Source organism: Streptomyces atriruber (assembly GCF_001418325.1).
Classification (GTDB): domain Bacteria; phylum Actinomycetota; class Actinomycetes; order Streptomycetales; family Streptomycetaceae; genus Streptomyces; species Streptomyces atriruber.
In genome coordinates this window covers 24,988-43,471 of sequence record NZ_LIPN01000101.1, presented here as the reverse complement: position 1 = coordinate 43,471, position 18,484 = coordinate 24,988, and the positions used below count along the sequence as shown (strand labels likewise).

At 71.6% G+C, this 18,484-nt stretch carries 19 protein-coding genes; 12 read left to right on the top strand and 7 right to left on the bottom strand.

Going from position 1 to position 18,484, the window contains the following annotated elements:
- The first annotated feature begins 119 nt into the window (after positions 1-119).
- The 3 genes from AOK03_RS12035 (at position 120) to AOK03_RS12025 (ending at position 2,531) form a co-directional block, all read left to right on the top strand.
- Entirely contained in the window at positions 120-761 is a 642-nt protein-coding gene (locus tag AOK03_RS12035) for a DUF6758 family protein (RefSeq protein WP_055565199.1), read from the top strand.
- A gap of 144 nt (positions 762-905) precedes the next feature.
- Positions 906-1,781, top strand: a complete 876-nt coding sequence (locus AOK03_RS12030) for a PHP domain-containing protein (protein WP_055565198.1) — start codon at positions 906-908, stop codon at positions 1,779-1,781.
- Positions 1,782-1,925: 144 nt separating this feature from the next.
- Entirely contained in the window at positions 1,926-2,531 is a 606-nt protein-coding gene (locus tag AOK03_RS12025; RefSeq protein WP_055565197.1) for a MarC family protein, read from the top strand.
- 83 nt (positions 2,532-2,614) lie between these two features.
- Here AOK03_RS12025 and AOK03_RS43095 read toward each other — a convergent pair whose 3' ends face one another.
- Positions 2,615-2,767 (bottom strand): hypothetical protein, encoded by a 153-nt coding sequence (locus AOK03_RS43095; RefSeq protein ID WP_167355597.1) that lies wholly within the window; start codon positions 2,765-2,767, stop codon positions 2,615-2,617.
- A 181-nt stretch (positions 2,768-2,948) separates the two neighbouring features.
- Here AOK03_RS43095 and AOK03_RS12020 point away from each other — a divergent pair, with 181 nt between their 5' ends.
- Positions 2,949-3,902 (top strand): NYN domain-containing protein, encoded by a 954-nt coding sequence (locus AOK03_RS12020; protein WP_244177577.1) that lies wholly within the window; start codon positions 2,949-2,951, stop codon positions 3,900-3,902.
- 52 nt (positions 3,903-3,954) lie between these two features.
- Here AOK03_RS12020 and AOK03_RS12015 read toward each other — a convergent pair whose 3' ends face one another.
- A complete protein-coding gene (locus tag AOK03_RS12015; protein ID WP_055565196.1) occupies positions 3,955-4,836 on the bottom strand; it encodes an alpha/beta fold hydrolase in 882 nt (293 codons plus the stop codon).
- Between the two features lie 159 nt (positions 4,837-4,995).
- Complete coding sequence (locus tag AOK03_RS12010; RefSeq protein ID WP_055565195.1) at positions 4,996-7,209, bottom strand: DEAD/DEAH box helicase; 2,214 nt, start codon at positions 7,207-7,209, stop codon at positions 4,996-4,998.
- Positions 7,210-7,573: 364 nt separating this feature from the next.
- Between AOK03_RS12010 and AOK03_RS12005 the strand changes: the two genes are divergently transcribed.
- Positions 7,574-8,311, top strand: a complete 738-nt coding sequence (locus AOK03_RS12005; protein ID WP_055565213.1) for a ferritin-like fold-containing protein — start codon at positions 7,574-7,576, stop codon at positions 8,309-8,311.
- Between the two features lie 116 nt (positions 8,312-8,427).
- Here the strand turns inward: AOK03_RS12005 and AOK03_RS12000 are convergent, their stop codons facing one another.
- The 4 genes from AOK03_RS12000 to AOK03_RS11985 form a co-directional block, all read right to left on the bottom strand.
- Positions 8,428-8,697 carry a hypothetical protein gene (locus AOK03_RS12000; protein WP_055565194.1) on the bottom strand — a complete coding sequence of 90 codons (270 nt, stop codon included), beginning with the start codon at positions 8,695-8,697 and terminating at the stop codon, positions 8,428-8,430.
- Positions 8,698-8,881: 184 nt separating this feature from the next.
- Entirely contained in the window at positions 8,882-9,109 is a 228-nt protein-coding gene (locus AOK03_RS11995) for a DUF3107 domain-containing protein (RefSeq protein ID WP_055565193.1), read from the bottom strand.
- A gap of 139 nt (positions 9,110-9,248) precedes the next feature.
- Entirely contained in the window at positions 9,249-9,890 is a 642-nt protein-coding gene (locus AOK03_RS11990) for a TetR/AcrR family transcriptional regulator (protein ID WP_055565192.1), read from the bottom strand.
- Positions 9,891-10,053: 163 nt separating this feature from the next.
- The gene (locus tag AOK03_RS11985) at positions 10,054-10,272 is read right to left on the bottom strand and encodes a hypothetical protein (RefSeq protein ID WP_055565191.1); all 219 of its coding nucleotides are present in this window, start codon (positions 10,270-10,272) and stop codon (positions 10,054-10,056) included.
- A gap of 176 nt (positions 10,273-10,448) precedes the next feature.
- Between AOK03_RS11985 and AOK03_RS11980 the strand changes: the two genes are divergently transcribed.
- The 7 genes from AOK03_RS11980 (at position 10,449) to AOK03_RS11955 (ending at position 18,458) form a co-directional block, all read left to right on the top strand.
- Positions 10,449-11,450, top strand: coding sequence for an alpha/beta fold hydrolase (locus AOK03_RS11980; RefSeq protein WP_055565190.1), 1,002 nt, complete (start codon positions 10,449-10,451; stop codon positions 11,448-11,450).
- Between the two features lie 191 nt (positions 11,451-11,641).
- Positions 11,642-12,838 (top strand): DUF3152 domain-containing protein, encoded by a 1,197-nt coding sequence (locus tag AOK03_RS11975; RefSeq protein WP_425264373.1) that lies wholly within the window; start codon positions 11,642-11,644, stop codon positions 12,836-12,838.
- A 79-nt stretch (positions 12,839-12,917) separates the two neighbouring features.
- Positions 12,918-13,010 (top strand): Ms4533A family Cys-rich leader peptide, encoded by a 93-nt coding sequence (locus tag AOK03_RS44995; protein ID WP_341845798.1) that lies wholly within the window; start codon positions 12,918-12,920, stop codon positions 13,008-13,010.
- A 183-nt stretch (positions 13,011-13,193) separates the two neighbouring features.
- The gene (locus AOK03_RS11970) at positions 13,194-14,924 is read left to right on the top strand and encodes an ABC transporter substrate-binding protein (RefSeq protein ID WP_055565188.1); all 1,731 of its coding nucleotides are present in this window, start codon (positions 13,194-13,196) and stop codon (positions 14,922-14,924) included.
- Positions 14,921-15,856 (top strand): ABC transporter permease, encoded by a 936-nt coding sequence (locus tag AOK03_RS11965; protein WP_055565187.1) that lies wholly within the window; start codon positions 14,921-14,923, stop codon positions 15,854-15,856. Before AOK03_RS11970 ends, AOK03_RS11965 begins: the two co-directional genes overlap by 4 nt.
- Entirely contained in the window at positions 15,853-16,851 is a 999-nt protein-coding gene (locus AOK03_RS11960; protein ID WP_055565186.1) for an ABC transporter permease, read from the top strand. The genes AOK03_RS11965 and AOK03_RS11960 overlap by 4 nt, the downstream gene beginning before the upstream one ends.
- Entirely contained in the window at positions 16,848-18,458 is a 1,611-nt protein-coding gene (locus tag AOK03_RS11955) for a dipeptide ABC transporter ATP-binding protein (RefSeq protein ID WP_055565185.1), read from the top strand. Before AOK03_RS11960 ends, AOK03_RS11955 begins: the two co-directional genes overlap by 4 nt.
- Positions 18,459-18,484 lie beyond the last annotated feature (26 nt).

The following is an 18,484-nucleotide window of genomic DNA, read 5'->3' as shown; positions in this document are numbered from 1 at the left end:
ACATATTAAGTTAGGGAGTCTAATTGATGCAAGCTACATGTAATTTTGCCTGGTGACAGCGCCACCGGACGGGTGATCGTCCTTGACGGGGCGCCGACCGGGGAGGACCGTTGGGCGCTATGAGGGGCGAACCCAGTTGCCCGAAGTGTGGTGGCCGGGTCAGGGCTCCCGGTCTCTTTGCCGACTCCTGGCAGTGCGACGTGCACGGCACGGTGCACCCGCTGCAGCCCGTGATCCCGCCCAGCGTCGAGGCCCTCCAGGTCGTGGTGCACCGCGCACAGGTTCCGGTGTGGATGCCGTGGCCCCTGCCGGTCGGCTGGCTGTTCACGGGTGTGGCCTGCGCGGGGGACGACAGGAGCGGTGGCCGTGCGACGGCCGTGGCCTGCTCGGGTCCCGCGCCGCTCGGCGGCGTCGGTGAGCTGGTGCTCGTCGCCGAGGAGCTCGGCGTCGGCCTCGGCGCGCGGTACGCAGGCATCGACGGCCCCGACCCGGGCCCCCACATGAGCGTCGAGAAGCCGCCGCAGACCAAGGTCCTGGCCGCCGGGCGGCCGACGCCGATGTGGCATGTCTCGGGGACCCCGGACGACCGCGCTGTCTTCGCGGGAGAGGCGCGCGGTCTGTGGCTGTGGGCCATCGCGTGGCCGGAGCAGTCGGGCCTGCTCATGTACGACGAGCTGGTCCTCACCGATCTGCGGGACGCGGGCGCGGAGGTGGACCTGCTGCCGTGCGGGGCGCTGTCGCCGCGGCTGCTCACGCCGTGAGCGGGGCGGGCCGGGCGGAGTCCTGAGGGGCGGGCCCGGCGGCGTGGTGAGCGATGCCTCTTCGGGGACGGGCCGGGAAACGCCCGAGGCCCGTTATCCTTGAGCGTCCCCTCATTCGCCCGTCAGAGCACTGGAGCCAGCGTCGTGCGCATCGATCTGCACACCCACTCCACCGCGTCCGACGGCACGGACACCCCGGCAGAGCTGGTCCGCAACGCCGCGGCCGCAGGCCTTGACGTCGTCGCGCTCACCGACCACGACACCACCCGGGGATACGCCGAGGCGAAGCAGGCCTTGAGTCAGCTCCCGACGGACCTGGTCCTCGTGACCGGCGCCGAGCTCTCCTTCAACCTCGACGGCATGGGCCTGCACATGCTGGCCTACCTCTTCGACCCCGAGGAGCCGGAGCTCGCCCGCGAGTGCGAGCTGGTCCGCGACGACCGGGTGCCGCGCGCGAAGGCGATGATCGGCAAGCTCCAAGGGCTCGGCGTGCCGGTGACCTGGGAGCAGGTCGCGCGCATCGCGGGCGACGGCTCGGTGGGCCGCCCGCACATCGCCGAGGCGCTCGTCGAGCTGGGCGTCGTGCCCACCGTCTCCGACGCCTTCACGCCCGAGTGGCTCGCCGACGGCGGCCGCGCGTTCGCCGACAAGCACGAGCTCGACCCCTTCGACGCGATCCGCCTGGTCAAGGCGGCCGGTGGCGTCACCGTCTTCGCGCACCCCGGTGCCGTCAAGCGCGGCAAGGTCGTGTCCGAGAGCGTCATAGCCGACCTCGCGGCGGCCGGCCTGGACGGCATCGAGGTCGACCACATGGACCACACGCCCGAGACCCGCACCCGGCTGCGCGCCCTCGCGGGGGACCTCGGCCTGCTGGTCACCGGGTCCAGTGACTACCACGGCAGCCGCAAGACGTGTGTGCTCGGGGAGTTCACCACCGACCCCGAGATCTACGGCGAGATCACGCGCCGGGCCACGGGTGCGTTCCCCGTGCCGGGCGCCGGCGGACACTCCGCCGCGTAGCAGCCCGCACCGCGCGGGACTGCCCCTTCACTCCACCTCACCCCACTTCACCGCACCCCGTTCCGTGACGGCGGTCGCCCGCGCCCCGCGCCCGGGTCCGTCCGTCGCGGGCTCCTTCGTACGACTCTCCGCAAGGCCATCACTGTGTTCGACGTCGCCGTTTTCGGATCCCTCTTTCTCACGCTTTTCGTGATTATGGACCCCCCTGGGATCACCCCGATCTTCCTCGGTCTCACCGCGGGCCGACCCGCCAAGGTGCAGCAGCGGATGGCCTTCCAGGCCGTCTGCGTCGCCTTCGGCGTCATCTCGGTCTTCGGGCTCGTGGGCCACCAGATCCTCGACTACCTGCACGTCTCCGTCCCCGCGCTGATGATCGCGGGCGGACTGCTGCTGCTCCTCATCGCGCTGGACCTGCTCACCGGCAAGACGGACGAGCCGAAGCAGACCAAGGACGTCAATGTCGCGCTGGTGCCGCTCGGCATGCCGCTGCTCGCCGGTCCCGGCGCGATCGTCTCGGTCATCCTGGCCGTCCAGGACGCCGACAGCGTCGGTACGCAGATCTCCGTCTGGGCGGCGATCGTGGCCATGCACGTGGTGCTCTGGCTGGTGATGCGGTATTCGCTGCTGATCATCCGCGTGATCAAGGACGGCGGCGTGGTGCTCGTGACGCGTCTCGCGGGCATGATGCTGTCCGCCATCGCGGTCCAGCAGATCATCAACGGCGTGACGCAGGTGATCAAGGGCGCCTGAGCTCCGCGGACAGGAGACCGGGCGTCGCGCGCACACGAAAGGCCCCCGTACGGTTTCCGTACGGGGGCCTTTCGACGTCTGCGTTACGAGGCCGTGGTGTCGGCCGGGCGGATGTAGATGCGCTGGCCGATCGCTGCGGCCTGCTGCACGATCCGGTTGACGGAGGCGGCGTCCACGACGGTGCTGTCCACGGCCGCGCCGTCGACGTCGTCGAGTCGCATGATTTCGAAGCGCATAGGGCTTCTCCCTTCGTCTGGTCATCCTCCTGCAAGGAGAACTGCTGTGTTCCTGATGGGTTCAACGAGTTGCCCCCTGCAAACATTCCCTACGCTAAAGAAATTTTTCGGTAACCTAATTACTTGCGAGTAGCGAGATCGGTTGTGTTCGCTGCGTGACCGGCGGGAGACTGGGACCGATATGAACGACGCCGACCCCAGCGCAGTCGACCCCAGCGCCGTCGACTCCGGTGCCGCAGCCCCCGGCGCGGCCGACATCAGCGCCCAGCTGGAGCGCACCAATGCACTGCTCGAGCGCGTGCTCGCCGAGGTGGCGAAGACCCCGTCCACGCACGCGATCTTCGTCGACGCCGGGTATCTGTACGCCGCCGCGGGCCGGCTGGCCGCCGGGACCGAGGACCGGCGCGCCTTCGACCTCGACGCGGAGGGCCTCATCGAGGCGCTCATCGACAAGGCGCGCACGATCTTCGCGGACAGCCGCCTGCTGCGCGTGTACTGGTACGACGGCGCCAGGCGCCGCATCCACACGGCCGAGCAGCAGTCGATCGCGGAGCTGCCCGACGTCAAGGTCAGGCTCGGCAACCTCAACGCCAACAACCAGCAGAAGGGCGTCGACTCCCTGATCCGCAGCGACCTGGAGTCACTCGCCAGACACCGCGCCGTCAGCGACGCCGCCCTCATCGGCGGCGACGAGGACCTGGTCTCGGCGGTGGAGGCGGCGCAGGGTTACGGCGCGCGGGTCCACCTGTGGGGCATCGAGGCCCCGGACGGCCGCAACCAGGCGGAGGCGCTGCTCTGGGAGGTCGACAGCCAGCGCACGTTCGACCTCGACTTCTTCAAGCCGTACGTGGTGCGGCGCACCGTCGCGACGTACGAGACGGGGACCGCCGCGCACCGCCCCTCCCGCGACGACGTCCGTTTCGTCGGCGCGCAGATCGCCGCGAAGTGGCTCGGGGCGCGCGGGCGCGAGGCCCTGGTGGGGCTGTTGCCCGGACATCCCTATCTGCCCGGCTCCGTGGACCAGGACCTGCTGGTCGAGGCGGAGCGGCTGCTGCAGTACTCGCTGCGCGGGCAGTCGGATCTGCGCAGGGCGCTGCGGGACGGCTTCTGGGAGCACCTGCAGGCGCAGTACTGAGGATCCCGGTTCGGTGCCCGGCCCCGGCGCCGTGGTGCCGGTGCCGGTGTCTTCAGTGCCGGTGCCAGAAGCCGACCAGGGCCGCGGCCGTCTCCGCCGGGCGGTCGGTGTTCGGGGAGTGCTCGGCGCCGTGGATCACCGTGCGGTGGGCGTCCAGGCGGTGGGCCATGTCGTCCATGAGCGGCACGGGCCATGTGTCGTCGCGCTCGCCCGAGATGACGTGCTTGGGCAGCGGCAGCGCGGCCAGCTCGGCCACCCGGTCCGGTTCCGTGGAGAGCTGGCGGCCGGTCGCGATGAGCTGGGCCGGGCTGTGCCGCAGCCAGCGGGCGCGCAGGGCCTCGCCGTCGGCGGCGTCATCGGCCTCCCCGCCCGCGCCCGGCCGCGCGTCCTGCGGAGGCGGCGGCTCCATGGCCCGCATCGCCTGCCACACCTCGCCCATCGACAGCGCGGCGAGGGCGTCCGCCAGCATCTTGGCGCGGGTCTGCTGTTCGGGGACGATCGCGGCGGGGCCCGAGGACATCAGGGTGAGGGTGGCGAAGGTGCGGGGTTCCAGGAGCACGGCGGCACGGGCGATCTGACCGCCCAGCGAGTGGCCGAGGAGGTGGGGGCGCGCCTCGGACAGGGCGGCCGCCTGGGCCAGCACGTCGCGGGCCAGCTCCGTCTGGGCGTACGCCGACACGTCGTCCGGGCCCGCCGTCTCGTACTGTCCGCGCCCGTCCACGGTCACCGCGCGGTAGCCCGCGGCGGTCAGTGGCTCCAGGAGGGCGATGAAGTCCTCCTTGCTGCCGGTGAAGCCCGGGAGCATGAGGACGGTCCCCCGGCGCCGGACACCAGCCGCCGGAACCGCGTCGAGAACGGCGAAGTCGCCCCGCTCGGTGTGGAGGGTCCGCGCGCTCGCGCACGGGGGCGGGACGAAGGTCGGCGGCCTGCTCATGAGCCGAGGCTAACGGGTGACCTGCGCGTTGTGGCAGCGCGGCTCCCCTCCCGGCCCGCGGTCCGGCGGCCGTCCGACGCGAGAAGGCCCGCCCCGAACGGGGGCGGGCCTTCTGCGGGGCGGGCCGGTGGAGGAGACCGGACGGAGGCGACCGGAAGGTCAGCTCTCCGGCGTCTCCACCGGTTCCGCCTTCTTGCGCGTGCGACGACGCGGCGCCGGGGCGGTCGCCTCGGCCTCGGCCGTGTCCGCCGGGGCGGCAGCGGCCTTGCGCGTACGACGGCGGGGCTTGGACTCCTCCGTCGCCTGGGCCGGAATCCCGGCCTCGGGGGCGGCGGCCTCGGTCGCTGCCGGTGCCTTGGCGGCGGTCTTGCGGGTGCGGCGCTTGGGCTTTTCGGCCTCGGTGTCGGTCGCGGTGGCCTCGGGGGTGGCGGCCTCGGCGACCTTTTCCGCGGTCTTGCGGGTGCGGCGCTTCGGCTTTTCGGCGGCCGGGGCCTCCGTGGTGGCTTCGGCCGGGGTGGCTTCGGCGACCTTGGTGGCGGTCTTGCGGGTGCGGCGCTTGGGCTTTTCGGCCTCGGTGTCGGTCGCGGTGGCCTCGGGGGTGGCGGCCTCGGCGACCTTTTCCGCGGTCTTGCGGGTGCGGCGGCGCGGCTTCGTGGCCGGAGCCTCCGCCTCGACGACCGGGGCGGCGGCCGCTACCGGCGCGGGAGCCTCCGTCTCGACGGTTGTGCTCTCGGCCGTGGCCAGGGCCTCGGACGCCCCACCGGAACGCGTCCGGCGACGGCGGCGCGGGGTGCGGGGCTCGGTCGCCTCCGCGACCGGAGCGCTCGCCTCCGCGACCGGAGCGCTCGCCTCCGCGACCGGGGCGCTCGCCTCGGCCGTCGGAGCGGGGGGTGCCGTCGCGGTGGCGGCGTCGAGCGGGCTGCCTGCCCGGGTGCGGCGGCGGCGACGCGGCGTGCGCGCGGGGCGCTCGCGCTCGTCGGACGCCGGGCCCGAACGGTCCCGGTCGCGATCGCGGTCCCGGTTGCGATCCCGGTCACGGTCCTGCGCACGACCGCCGGAGCGGCCACCGCGGCCGCGGCCACCGGTCTCGCCGAGGTCCTCGACCTCCTCCGCGCCCAGACCCGCACGGGTCCGCTCGGAGCGGGGCAGCACACCCTTGGTGCCCGCCGGGATGTCCAGGTCCTCGTAGAGGTGCGGGGAGCTGGAGTACGTCTCGACCGGGTCGTTGAACCCCAGGTCGAGCGCCTTGTTGATCAGCTGCCAGCGCGGGATGTCGTCCCAGTCGACCAGCGTGATCGCGATGCCCTTGGCGCCCGCGCGGCCGGTGCGGCCGATGCGGTGCAGGTACGTCTTCTCGTCCTCGGGGGACTGGTAGTTGATGACGTGCGTGACGCCACCGACGTCGATGCCGCGCGCGGCGACGTCCGTGCACACGAGCACGTCCACCTTGCCGTTGCGGAACGCGCGCAGCGCCTGCTCACGGGCGCCCTGGCCGAGGTCGCCGTGCACGGCGCCGGAGGCGAAGCCCCGGCGTTCCAGCTGCTCGGCGATGTCGGCGGCGGTCCGCTTCGTACGGCAGAAGATCATCGCGAGTCCGCGGCCGTCGGCCTGCAGGATGCGCGAGACCATCTCGGGCTTGTCCATGTTGTGCGCGCGGTACACGAACTGCTTCGTGTTCGCGACGGTCTGGCCCTCGTCGTCCGGCGCGGTGGCGCGGATGTGCGTGGGCTGCGACATGTACCGACGGGCCAGGCCGATGACGGCGCCCGGCATGGTGGCCGAGAACAGCATCGTCTGGCGCTTCGCGGGGAGCATGTTGATGATCTTCTCGACGTCGGGCAGGAAGCCCAGGTCGAGCATCTCGTCGGCCTCGTCGAGGACCAGGCACTTGACGTGCTTGAGGTCGAGCTTGCGCTGGCCCGCGAGGTCGAGCAGACGGCCGGGGGTGCCGACGACCACGTCGACGCCCTTCTTGAGGGCCTCGACCTGCGGTTCGTAGGCCCGGCCGCCGTATATGGCGAGGACGCGGACGTTGCGCGCCTTGCCGGCGGTCAGGAGGTCGTTCGTCACCTGCTGGCACAGCTCGCGCGTGGGAACGACGACGAGGGCCTGCGGCGCCTCGGTCAGCTGCTCCGGCTTGGCGCGGCCCGCCTCGACGTCGGCGGGGACGGTGACGCGCTCCAGGATCGGGAGTCCGAAGCCGAGCGTCTTGCCGGTGCCGGTCTTGGCCTGGCCGATGACGTCCGTGCCCGAGAGGGCGACGGGGAGCGTCAGCTCCTGGATGGGAAAGGGATTGATGATGCCGACGGCTTCGAGCGCCTCGGCCGTCTCGGGAAGAATCCCGAGCTCTCGGAAAGTCGTAGTCAGGGCCATGCCTCTTCTGTGAGACGCGGCGTGAGGCGAACGCTGGGGGTCGTGACCGTGCCACTACCGCCGGCCGCTTGGGGGGCGGGCCGGGGGCGCGGGACCACTGCCGGCGCTCGAGCGCTCTTACCGCTGAGGTTCCCTCCTCGTGCCGCACGCACCTGTGCGTACCGCCCGGAGGGCTGTCGGGTCGGAGCCGATCGGGCCACCGACCGGGCATCCTCATTCGTACGGCCCGTCGAATATTCGGCGGGCGCATTACCACTGTACCGCGTAATCTCGCATGTGTGTCCGGCGAATTGGTCACATGGTCGTCGTCACAGTCACTGACCAGGGCCTTACGCCTTCCGGCAGGCGGGCTATTGTGCGCTTCATGGAGACCCCCGACACCGCTGCCGAATCCGCCCCCGAACCCACCGGAATCGCCGCCCAGGACTGGGCGACGGCCGCCACCGAGCCCCAGTACCGCGCCGCGGTCGTGGACCTCCTCGGCGCGCTCGCCTACGGGGAGCTCGCCGCGTTCGAGCGGCTCGCGGAGGACGCGAAGCTCGCGCCGACGCTCGGCGACAAGGCGGAGCTGGCGAAGATGGCGTCGGCCGAGTTCCACCACTTCGAGCGGCTCAGGGACCGGCTGTCGGCGATCGGCGCGGAGCCGACGGAGGCGATGGAGCCCTTCGTCGCCGCGCTCGACGGCTTCCACCGCCAGACCGCGCCGTCCGACTGGCTCGAAGGCCTGGTCAAGGCGTACGTCGGCGACTCGATCGCCAGTGACTTCTACCGCGAGGTGGCGGCCCGCCTCGACGGCGACACCCGCGCCCTGGTGCTGGGCGTGCTCGACGACACGGGGCACGCGAGCTTCGCGGTGGAGAAGGTGCGCGCCGCGATCGAGGCGGACCCGCGCGTGGGCGGGCGGCTCGCGCTGTGGGCGCGACGGCTGATGGGCGAGGCCCTCTCGCAGTCGCAGCGGGTCGTCGCCGACCGGGACGCCCTGTCGACCATGCTGGTCGGCGGCGTGGCCGACGGGTTCGACCTCGCGGAGGTCGGGCGGATGTTCTCGCGGATCACCGAGGCCCACACGAAGCGGATGGCTGCGCTGGGCCTGGCGGCCTAGCGGAGCGGTCGCCCCTGCGGGGGCCTCGGGGTGGTGCCGGAGGTTTGGGGGCGCGGGGAACTGCGCGATCAGCCACAGCCGGTCCGCGGATGGATACCGCCCCCCCCTCGCGGGAGCTATGCCGTCGCCGAGCGGCGCATTCTGGTACGGGTGGGGCGGAGCAGCAGGGACAGCAGCGCCGCGGAGACGGCGACCGCTCCCAGGAGCGTCGCGGGGGCGTGGCCGGAGCCGAGCGCGGTGTGGGTGATGAAGGCGCCGATGAGTGCGCCTGCGGGGCCCGTGGCCAGGACCAGGGTGCGCGCGGGCAGCCGGTGCCCGAAGCGGTGCGCGGCGGCCCAGGCCAGGGCCAGGCCGAGCAGTGCGGAGCCGAGTGCTTCCAGAATCACGGTGTGTGCCCTCCCTTTGCGGCCGGTGCAAATCGGTCGTAGCCGGTCTACCCCAGGCGGCCGGAATGCAACCCTCCATGATCGGCCCGCGTCGGCACTCCCCGTACAACACACAAGAACGGCCCGGTGGTTGAGAACCACCGGGCCGTTCTTTCAAGATCCACCAAGAGCGTCCTTGGCGTCCTTACAGGGCGCTGAAGCCCACCTTGCGCGCGGTGGGCTCGCCGAGCTCCACGTATGCGAGGCGGTCGGCCGGAACCAGGACCTTGCGGCCGTGGTCGTCCACGAGGCTCAGCAGCGGCGACTTGCCGGTCAGCGCCTCGGACACCGCGTGCTCGACTTCCTCGGCGCTCTGGCCGCTCTCCAGCACGATCTCGCGGGGCGCGTACTGCACGCCGATCTTGACCTCCACGGCTTTGTCCCTCCGACGGTCAGTCTGTGCGCGGCCGTCCGCGCCGTACCCAGCACACATTAGCCCGGTGAGGGGACGTGCACGGCCGCGGCCGTGCACGCCGGTAGCGAACACGGGACGGGAACAAAAACGCGAGGGCTCAGTGGCCTTCGGCGCCGTGCAGCGGGAAGCCGGCGATGCCGCGCCAGGCGAGCGACGTGATCAGCTGGACCGCCTTCTCGCGCGGCACCGTGCTGGCGCTCGCCAGCCAGTACCGGGCGACGACCTGGGAGTATCCGCCGAGGCCGACGGCGAGGAGCATCGCCTCGTCCCTGGGCAGGCCGGTGTCCTCGGCGATGACCTCGCAGATCGCCTCGGCGCACTGCAGGGTGACGCGGTCCACGCGCTCCCGCACGGCCGCCTCGTTCGTCAGGTCCGACTCGAAGACCAGACGGAACGCGCCGCCCTCGTCCTCCACGTACGCGAAGTAGGCGTCCATCGTCGCGGCGACGCGGAGCTTGTTGTCCGTGGTGGACGCCAGCGCCGTGCGCACGGACTGCAGGAGCGACTCGCAGTGCTGGTCGAGCAGGGCGAGGTAGAGGTCGAGCTTGCCCGGGAAGTGCTGGTAGAGCACGGGCTTGCTGACACCGGCGCGCTCGGCGATGTCGTCCATCGCCGCCGCGTGGTACCCCTGTGCGACGAAAACTTCCTGGGCCGCTCCGAGGAGCTGGTTGCGTCGTGCACGGCGCGGCAGGCGTGTGCCCCGCGGGCGTGCCGCCTCTGTCTGCTCGATGGCTGTCACGCCGCCTCCCAAATCGTCCGATGTGCGGTGAGCGCCGCGCCGCCATCGTACTTTTCGGTAACAGCGATGTGCGCGGTACGAGCGCAGAATTTCATGGACCGGACCATCGGAGATGGGCTCTCCAACGGTGCGTAGCCGGGCAAACACGGTCAGGTCGGTGCTCTCAGCGGTAGTCGTCCTCGTCGATGCTGACGACGCGGGCCTGTTCCGCGAGGTCGGCCTCGTTCGCCGCGGCCGGGTCGGCCTCCTGGAGGGAGTCGTCCCTGCTCGGGGTGAGGTCCGTGTGCTGTTCGGCCGCGTCCGCCTCCGGGGCCTCGACATCGGCCTCGGCCGTGCTGTCGTCCGTCTCGAAGGTGTCGGGATCGGTCGGGTCGACACTCATGTGTGGCTCGCTTCCCTCGCGGTACTCGGTGGCCTTGGTGATGCGAGTGCCCCGTACCCCCTCATTCCATGACTTCGAGCGTAGAAGAGACACGGGCGAGGCGCTACGCGATCTGTTCACGATCTGTGACGGCGAACACGTGAACTACCGCGTGATCGTCTCGTAACATTGCCCGCATGTCTTCGACCGAGCTGCCCAGCCTGCTGGCCTCCGCCGTCGCGCCCAAGCCGGGTGCCGTGGCGGTCGCGGACGGCGAGCGGCTCGACTCCGTGGCGCTGCCGGGGCTCTCGCTGACCGTGCGCTCCCGGCCCTCGACCGGCCCCGGACTGCCGCCCGCGCTGTACGTGCACGGGCTCGGCGGGTCCTCGCAGAACTGGTCGGCCCTGATGCCGCTGCTCGAGGACGTCGTCGACTGCGAGGCGCTCGATCTGCCGGGGTTCGGGGACTCCCCACCGCCGGACGACGGGGACTACTCCGTCACGGGCCACGCCCGCGCGGTCATCCGCTATCTCGACGCGAGCGGCCGCGGGCCCGTCCACCTCTTCGGGAACTCCATGGGCGGCGCCGTCACCACGCGCGTCGCCGCGGTCCGCCCCGACCTGGTCCGTACGTTGACGCTGGTCTCGCCCGCCCTGCCGGAGCTGCGGGTGCAGCGCACGGCGGTGCCGACCGGGCTGCTCGCGGTGCCGGGCGTCGCCTCCCTCTTCACCCGGCTCACCAGGGAGTGGACGGCCGAGCAGCGGGTGCGCGGCGTGATGGGGCTCTGCTACGGCGACCCGGGCAGGGTCACGCCGGAAGGGTTCAGCGCGGCGGTCCGCGAGATGGAGCGCAGGCTCCAGCTCCCCTACTTCTGGGACGCGATGGCCCGCTCGGCGCGCGGCATCGTGAACGCGTACACACTGGGCGGCCAGCACGGACTGTGGCGGCAGGCCGAGCGCGTGCTCGCTCCGACCCTGTTGGTCTACGGCGGCCGCGATCTGCTCGTCTCGTACCGCATGGCGCGCAAGGCGGCCGCCGCGTTCCGCGACTCGCGGCTGCTCACGCTGCCCGACGCGGGGCACGTGGCGATGATGGAGTACCCCGACACCGTCGCCACCGGCTTCCGCGAACTGCTCCTCGACGCAGGCGAGTCGAATGCCGCGGGCCGGGGCGGCGCGCGCACGGGTTCGGGGAGCTGAGGCGGCGCGTGGGACGGCACAGTCGCCGGGGTCCGGCAGACACGACTGACAACACCAGCACCTCGGGCATACCGACGACGCAGGGCCTGGGCCCACAGCCGGGGCCCGGCACGGGGCGGCGCAGGCGCGTTCGCGGGGCGGACGGCACCCCCGCGCACGGCACCCCCGCACACGGCACCCCCGCGCACGGTGTGCCGCGTCAGACGCCGCACCAGGGCGTGCCGCACGTCCGTGGCGGGCACCCCGAGCAGCGGGAGCCCGGCGGCGCCTGGGGCGATGTCACCGGCACCGGTGGCGGGCCCCGGATCGGGAGCGGGCCGGGCTTTCCCGAGCCCCGCCAGGACTACGTGGCCGCCTTCCCGGACCGCGATGAGCCGGGGTCGGGGCCGGGCATGCAGCCCCCGGCGCCCCGCGACCCGTACGCCTCCGTCACCGACTGGGACGAGGCCGCCGAGCCACGGCTCGGCGACAAGAACGGCGACTTCTTCGACGGTGACGACGACGTCGACGACGACCTTGCCGACGATCGCGACGGCCAGGGCGGCGACGGCAAGAAGGGCGGCCGCAGCCGCACCTTCACCGGCATCGCGGCCGCCGCTGTGACCACCGTGCTCGCGGTCGTCGTGGCAGGGCAGGTGGCCGACGGCAGCAAGGGCTCGGACCCGCAGAGCCGGGCCGCCCCGGGCGGCGCGCGCGACACCGAGGACCCCGCCTCCCGCTCGGACCGCCGCCCCACGCCCGCCGACGAGCAGCAGGCGGTCCCGGCGACGTACGACGAGAAGATGGGCGAGAAGTATCCGCTGGACGCGAAGCTCAAGGCGTCCGGCGACTTCGAGGCGATGTCCGGTTTCGACAAGGCACCCGGCCGGGGGCAGAAGTTCCGCTACCGCGTCGACGTGGAGAAGGGCCTCGGTCTGGACGGCAAGCTCTTCGCGCAGGCCGTGCAGAAGACCCTGAACGACGACCGGAGTTGGGCCCACGGCGGAGGCCGCACCTTCGAGCGAATATCGTCGGGGAAGCCCGATTTCGTCATTACGCTCGCCAGCCCGGGAACGACGGGTGTCTGGTGCGCGAAATCCGGTCTCGACACGACCCAGGACAACGTGTCGTGCGATTCCGCCGCGACGGACCGCGTGATGATCAATGCCTATCGCTGGGCGCAGGGCGCGCCCACCTACGGTGACGCGGTGAAGAAGAAGTTCGGCAATGCCATTCACCCGTACCGGCAGATGCTGATCAACCACGAGGTCGGTCACCGGCTCGGCTTCAATCACACGGACTGCAAGAAGAGCGGGGAGCTCGCGCCCGTCATGCAGCAGCAGACGAAGTTCCTGGAGCACGACGGGATCAAGTGCAAGGCCAACCCCTGGGCCTTCCCGAAGAGTTGAGGCGGGTCGGCAGGGTGCGGGAGCCGCGTCCGCTGCCGCGGCTTTGACATTTGTCGGAAGTTCGTTCATATTTCTCCGCATGTCGAACAGTCACGCCCCTACGAGCGCCGCCATTGAGCTGGCGCTGTTCGGCGTGGCCGCGCTCTGCGTGGCCGACATCCACTGTTGCTGACGCCCGCCCCGGCGAGTGCGTCGCTTTCTGCCCAGCCCCGGCCCTCTTCGGCCGCTCCCGGCTGTCCGTAGCTGATTTCCGCTGCGTTTTCGCGCCTTCTCCGGGGCGAGCTCTGTTTCATCCCAGCTCGTTTCCTGATGACCCGCCGCCTTTCCGCGGCGCCCCCCGAGAGGTCTTCTTCCGATGCGTCAATCGTCCGTCATAGCCCGCCGCGTGGCAGCGGCATCCGTCAGCCTGGTCCTGGCCTCGGGCGCCGTCGCCTGCGCGGGTCCGAAGGACAGCGGCACCGGGAGCGGCGGCGACGGCAAGCCCGCCGAGGGCGGCACGCTCACCGTCCTGAACCGTGACCCGCAGGTCGACTTCGACCCCGCGCGGCTGTACACCTCCGGCGGCGGAAACGTGCCGAGCCTCGTCTTCCGCACGCTCACCACCCGCAACCGCGAGGACGGCGCCAAGGGCACCGAGGTCGTCCCGGACCTCGCGACGGACCTGGGCAAGCCGAGCAAGAACGCCACCGTGTGGACGTACACCCTGAAGAAGGGGGTCAAGTACGAGGACGGTTCGACGATCACCTCGGCGGACGTGAAGTACGGCATCGAGCGGTCCTTCGCCGCCGAACTCAGCGGTGGCGCACCCTACTTGAGGGACTGGCTCATCGGCGGGGACAAGTACCAGGGCCCCTACAAGGACAAGAGCGGCAAGGGGCTCGCGTCCATCGAGACGCCCGACGAGCGGACCATCGTCTTCCATCTGAACAAGCCCGAGGGCGAGTTCCCCTACCTGGCGACCCAGACGCAGTTCACGCCCGTCCCGAAGAGCAAGGACAAGGGCACCAAGTACGAGGAGCACCCGCTTTCGTCCGGGCCCTACAAGGTCGTCAAGAACGAGAACGACGGGGAGCGGCTCCGCCTGGAGCGCAACCCGCACTGGTCCGCGAAGAACGACCTGGAGCGCAAGGCCTACCCGGACGTCATCGACGTACGGTCCGGGCTCGACTCGTCCGTCATCAACCAGCGGCTCTCCGCGAGCCAGGGCGACGACGCCGCAGCCGTCACCACCGACACCAACCTCGGCCCGGCCGAGCTCGCCAAGGTCACCGGCGACAAGGAGCTGGCCTCGCACGTCGGCACCGGACACTTCGGCTACACGAACTACCTCGCCTTCAACCCGAAGGTGAAGCCGTTCGACGACCCCAAGGTGCGCCAGGCGATCTCCTACGCCGTGGACCGCTCCTCGGTCGTCAACGCCGCGGGCGGCTCCTCGCTCGCCGAGCCCGCCACCACGTACCTGCCGAACCAGAAGTCCTTCGGATACACGAAGTACGACCACTTCCCCGCGGGCCCGTCCGGCAACGCGAAGAAGGCCAAGGAGCTCCTGAAGGAGGCCGGTCACAAGGACGGGCTCACCATCACGCTCACGCACTCCAACGCCAAGGACTTCGAGACGAGCCCGGAGATCGCCACGTCGATCCAGGACGCCCTGAAGAAGGCCGGGATCACCGTCAAGCTGCAGGGTCTGGAGGACAACGACTACCGGGACAAGACACACAGCGCCAAGGACGAGCCCGGCCTCTTCCTCGCCCACTGGGGCGCCGACTGGCCCTCCGGCGGTCCCTTCCTCGCCCCGATCTTCGACGGTCGGCAGATCGTGAAGGACGGCGCCAACTTCAACTCCGGCTTCCTGGACGACAAGTCGGTCAACCACGAGATCGACGAGATCAACAAGCTGACCGACCTCAAGGCGGCCGCCAAGCGCTGGGGCGCCCTCGACAAGAAGATCGGCGAGCAGGCGCTGACCGTGCCGCTGTTCCACCCCGTCTACAAGCGCCTGTACGGCAAGGACGTCAAGAACATCGTCATCAGTGACTGGACCGGCGTCCTCGATGTCTCCCAGGTCGCGGTGAAGTCGTCGTGACGGTCCGCTCGGTCTTCTGGGGGCGGCTGCGCGAGCAGCGGGCCGCCCTCGTGGCGGCGGGCGTCGTCGCGCTGCTCGTCCTCGTGGCGCTCGCGGCGCCGCTGCTCACCGCCTTGGAGGGGCAGGACCCCACCACGTACCACCCGGACCTCATCGACTCGGCGCGCGGCGGCGTGCCGATCGGCCCGCTCGGCGGGATCAGCGGCGAGCACTGGCTCGGCGTCGAGCCGCAGACCGGGCGCGACCTCTTCGCACGGCTCGTGTACGGGGCGCGGGTGTCGCTCGGCGTCGCGCTCGCCGCGACCGTCGTGCAGGTGTTCATCGGTGTCGCGGTCGGGATCGCCGCCGGGTTCGGCAACCGCTGGGTCGACCAGGTGCTCAGCAGGGCCACCGATGTCATCGTGGCCCTGCCGCTCATGGTCCTCTCGCTGGCGCTGATGGCGGTCGTGCCCGGCACCTTCCCGCGGCCCGTGCTCGTCGCCCTCGTCATCGGCCTCGTCGCCTGGGGCAACATGGCCAAGATCGTGCGCGCGCAGACCGTCACGCTCAAGGAGCTCGACCACGTGGCCGCCGCGCGGCTCAGCGGCTGGGGCTCCGTGCGGATCGCCCGCCGGGAACTGCTGCCCGCGCTCGCCGCGCCCGTCATCACCTACGCCGCGCTCCTCGTCCCCGTCAACATCACGGTCGAGGCCGCGCTGTCCTTCCTCGGCGTGGGCGTGAAGCCGCCCACCGCTTCCTGGGGACAGATGCTGACGGCCGCGGACGTCTGGTACCAGGCCGCGCCGCAGTACCTGCTGTACCCGGCGGGCGCGCTGTTCCTGACCGTGCTCGCCCTCACCGTCCTCGGCGACGGTGTGCGCACGGCGCTCGACCCGCGGGCCGCGTCGCGGCTGCGCATCGGGACGGGCCGGAAGCGGGAGGCACGGGCATGACCGGCTTCTCCGGGTTCCTGCTGCGGCGCCTGTTCGGCGCCGCGGTCACGCTCCTCGCCATCTCCGTGATCATCTACGTGGTGTTCTACGCCGCTCCGGGCAACGTCGCCCAGATCACCTGCGGGCCGCGCTGTTCCCCCGCCCAAGTGCAGCAGGTCGCCGAGCAGTTGCGGCTCGACGATCCGCTGTACGTCCGCTACTGGGACTTCCTGCAGGGCATCTTCGTCGGCCACGACTACTCGACGGGCACCGGCACCGAGCACTGCGCCGCGCCCTGCCTCGGGATCTCCTACCAGAGCGACCAGCAGGTCACCGCGCTGATCACCGCGAAGCTGCCGGTCACCGGGTCGCTCGCGCTGGGCGCCATGGTGCTGTGGCTCCTCCTCGGGGTGGGCACGGGAGTGCTCTCCGCCTGGCGGCGCGGCCGGCTCAGCGAGCGCGTGCTGACCGCCGTCACGCTCGCGGGCACCGCCACGCCCGTCTTCGTGATCGGCCTGCTGCTGATGATCGTGGTCTGCGGTCAGCTGCAATGGCTGCCCTTCCCGCAGTACGTGAACTTCGCGGACGATCCGACGCAGTGGGCGTGGAACCTGCTCCTGCCCTGGCTCTCGCTGGCCCTGATCGAGGCCGCCAAGTACGCGCGCCTGACCCGCTCCTCGATGCTGGAGACCCTCGCCGACGACCACGTGCGGACCTTTCGCGCGTACGGCGTGGGGGAGCGGTCCATCATCGGGAAGCACGCGCTGCGCGGCGCCGTCGCGCCCGTCATCGCGCTCACCGCCAACGACTTCGGGTCGATGTTCGGCGGTGCCGTGCTCAGCGAGACGCTGTTCGGCCTGCCCGGCATCGGCCGTGAACTCGTGCACGCGGTCAAGGTCGTCGACCTGCCGGTGGTCGTCGGCATGGTCATGGTCACCGGCTTCTTCGTGGTGCTCGCCAATGCCGTCGCGGACGTCCTGTACGCGGTGGCCGACCGACGGGTGGTGCTGTCATGAGTCTCGTCCGAGTCGAGGACCTGAGCGTCGAGTTCGGCTCCGGTCCCGGAGCCGTCCGTGCCGTGGACGGCGTCTCCTTCACGCTGGAGAAGGGCGGCGCGCTCGCCCTCGTCGGCGAGTCCGGATCCGGCAAGTCCACCGTGGCGTCCGCGCTGCTCGGCCTCCACCGGGGCACGGGCGCGCACGTCCAAGGGACGGTGCTGGTCGACGGCGTCGACGTACGGACCGTGTCCGAGCCCGAACTGCGGCGGCTGCGCGGCGGGAAGGCCGCGATGGTCTTCCAGGACCCGCTCTCCTCGCTCGATCCGTACTACGCGGTCGGCGACCAGATCGCCGAGGTGTACCGCGTGCACACCGGGGCGTCCCGGCGGGCGGCACGCGCGCGTGCCGTGGAGGTGCTCGACCGGGTCGGCATCCCCGACGCGGCCCGCCGCTCCCGCTCCCGTCCGCACGAGTTCAGCGGCGGCATGCGCCAACGCACGCTCATCGCCATGGCGTTGGCGTGCGAGCCCGCGCTGCTCGTCGCCGACGAGCCGACCACCGCGCTCGACGTCACCGTCCAGGCCCAGATCCTCGACCTGCTGCACACGCTGCGGACCGAGACCGGCATGGGGCTCCTCCTCGTCACCCACGACGTGGGCGTCGCGGCGGAGAGCGTCGACGAGGTCCTGGTCATGCGGGACGGGCGCGCGGTGGAGCGCGGCGCGGTGCACGAGGTCCTCGGCGCGCCGCGGGAGGCGTACACGCAGGAGCTCCTCAAGGCCGTGCCGCGGGTGGACTCGCCGCTGGTGCCGCCCGCCGGGGAGCCGGGCGAGGTGGTGCTCGAAGCCGTCTCCCTGCGGCGGGAGTTCGGGCGCGGCAAACGCGCGGTCACCGCGGTCGACGACGTCTCGCTCACCGTCCGCCGCGGGGAGACCCTCGGCGTGGTCGGGGAGAGCGGCAGCGGCAAGACCACGCTCGGGCGCATGCTGGTCGGTCTCCTGGCGCCGACCGCCGGGCAGCTCCTCCACGGGGGTGTGGAGCGGCCCGGCGGGCAGGTGGCGCCCGGGGTGCAGATGGTGTTCCAGGACCCCGTCTCCTCGCTCAACCCGCGGCGCTCCGTCGGCGAGGCCATCGCCGACCCGCTGCGCGCGAGGGGCGAGAGCGACTCCTTCGTACGCGGGCGGGTGCGCGAACTCCTCGAACGCGTCGGCCTCGAACCGGCGCACTACGACCGCTATCCGCACGAGTTCAGCGGCGGACAGCGCCAGCGCGTGGGCATCGCGCGGGCGCTCGCGGCCGAGCCGCGCCTCATCGTGTGCGACGAGCCGGTGTCGGCCCTCGATGTGACGACCCAGGCGCAAGTGGTCGCGCTGCTCGCCGAGTTGCAGCGGGAGCTGGGGCTCGCGCTGGTCTTCGTCGCACACGACCTCGCCGTGGTGCGCCAGGTCAGCGACCGGGTCGCCGTGATGCGGCAGGGGCGGATCGTCGAGCAGGGCCCGGTGGCGGAGGTGTACGGGGCGCCGCAGGATCCGTACACGAAGCGGCTGCTCGCGGCCGTGCCCGCGCTCGACCCGGAGGCGGCGGCGCGGCGGCGGGTGGCCCGCGAGGAGCTGGCCGCAGCCTGACGCTCGGTGACGAAAAGGGGCCTCTG

Bases quoted from the DNA above. Each gene is read 5' to 3' on its own strand.
- AOK03_RS12035 (WP_055565199.1), top strand. From the start codon at position 120: ATGAGGGGCGAACCCAGTTGCCCGAAGTGTGGTGGCCGGGTCAGGGCT.
- AOK03_RS43095 (WP_167355597.1), bottom strand. From the start codon at position 2,767: ATGCGCTTCGAAATCATGCGACTCGACGACGTCGACGGCGCGGCCGTG.
- AOK03_RS12020 (WP_244177577.1), top strand. From the start codon at position 2,949: ATGAACGACGCCGACCCCAGCGCAGTCGACCCCAGCGCCGTCGACTCC.
- AOK03_RS12015 (WP_055565196.1), bottom strand. From the start codon at position 4,836: ATGAGCAGGCCGCCGACCTTCGTCCCGCCCCCGTGCGCGAGCGCGCGG.
- AOK03_RS12010 (WP_055565195.1), bottom strand. From the start codon at position 7,209: ATGGCCCTGACTACGACTTTCCGAGAGCTCGGGATTCTTCCCGAGACG.
- AOK03_RS12005 (WP_055565213.1), top strand. From the start codon at position 7,574: ATGGAGACCCCCGACACCGCTGCCGAATCCGCCCCCGAACCCACCGGA.
- AOK03_RS11985 (WP_055565191.1), bottom strand. From the start codon at position 10,272: ATGAGTGTCGACCCGACCGATCCCGACACCTTCGAGACGGACGACAGC.
- AOK03_RS11980 (WP_055565190.1), top strand. From the start codon at position 10,449: ATGTCTTCGACCGAGCTGCCCAGCCTGCTGGCCTCCGCCGTCGCGCCC.
- AOK03_RS44995 (WP_341845798.1), top strand. From the start codon at position 12,918: ATGTCGAACAGTCACGCCCCTACGAGCGCCGCCATTGAGCTGGCGCTG.
- AOK03_RS11970 (WP_055565188.1), top strand. From the start codon at position 13,194: ATGCGTCAATCGTCCGTCATAGCCCGCCGCGTGGCAGCGGCATCCGTC.
- AOK03_RS11960 (WP_055565186.1), top strand. From the start codon at position 15,853: ATGACCGGCTTCTCCGGGTTCCTGCTGCGGCGCCTGTTCGGCGCCGCG.
- AOK03_RS11955 (WP_055565185.1), top strand. From the start codon at position 16,848: ATGAGTCTCGTCCGAGTCGAGGACCTGAGCGTCGAGTTCGGCTCCGGT.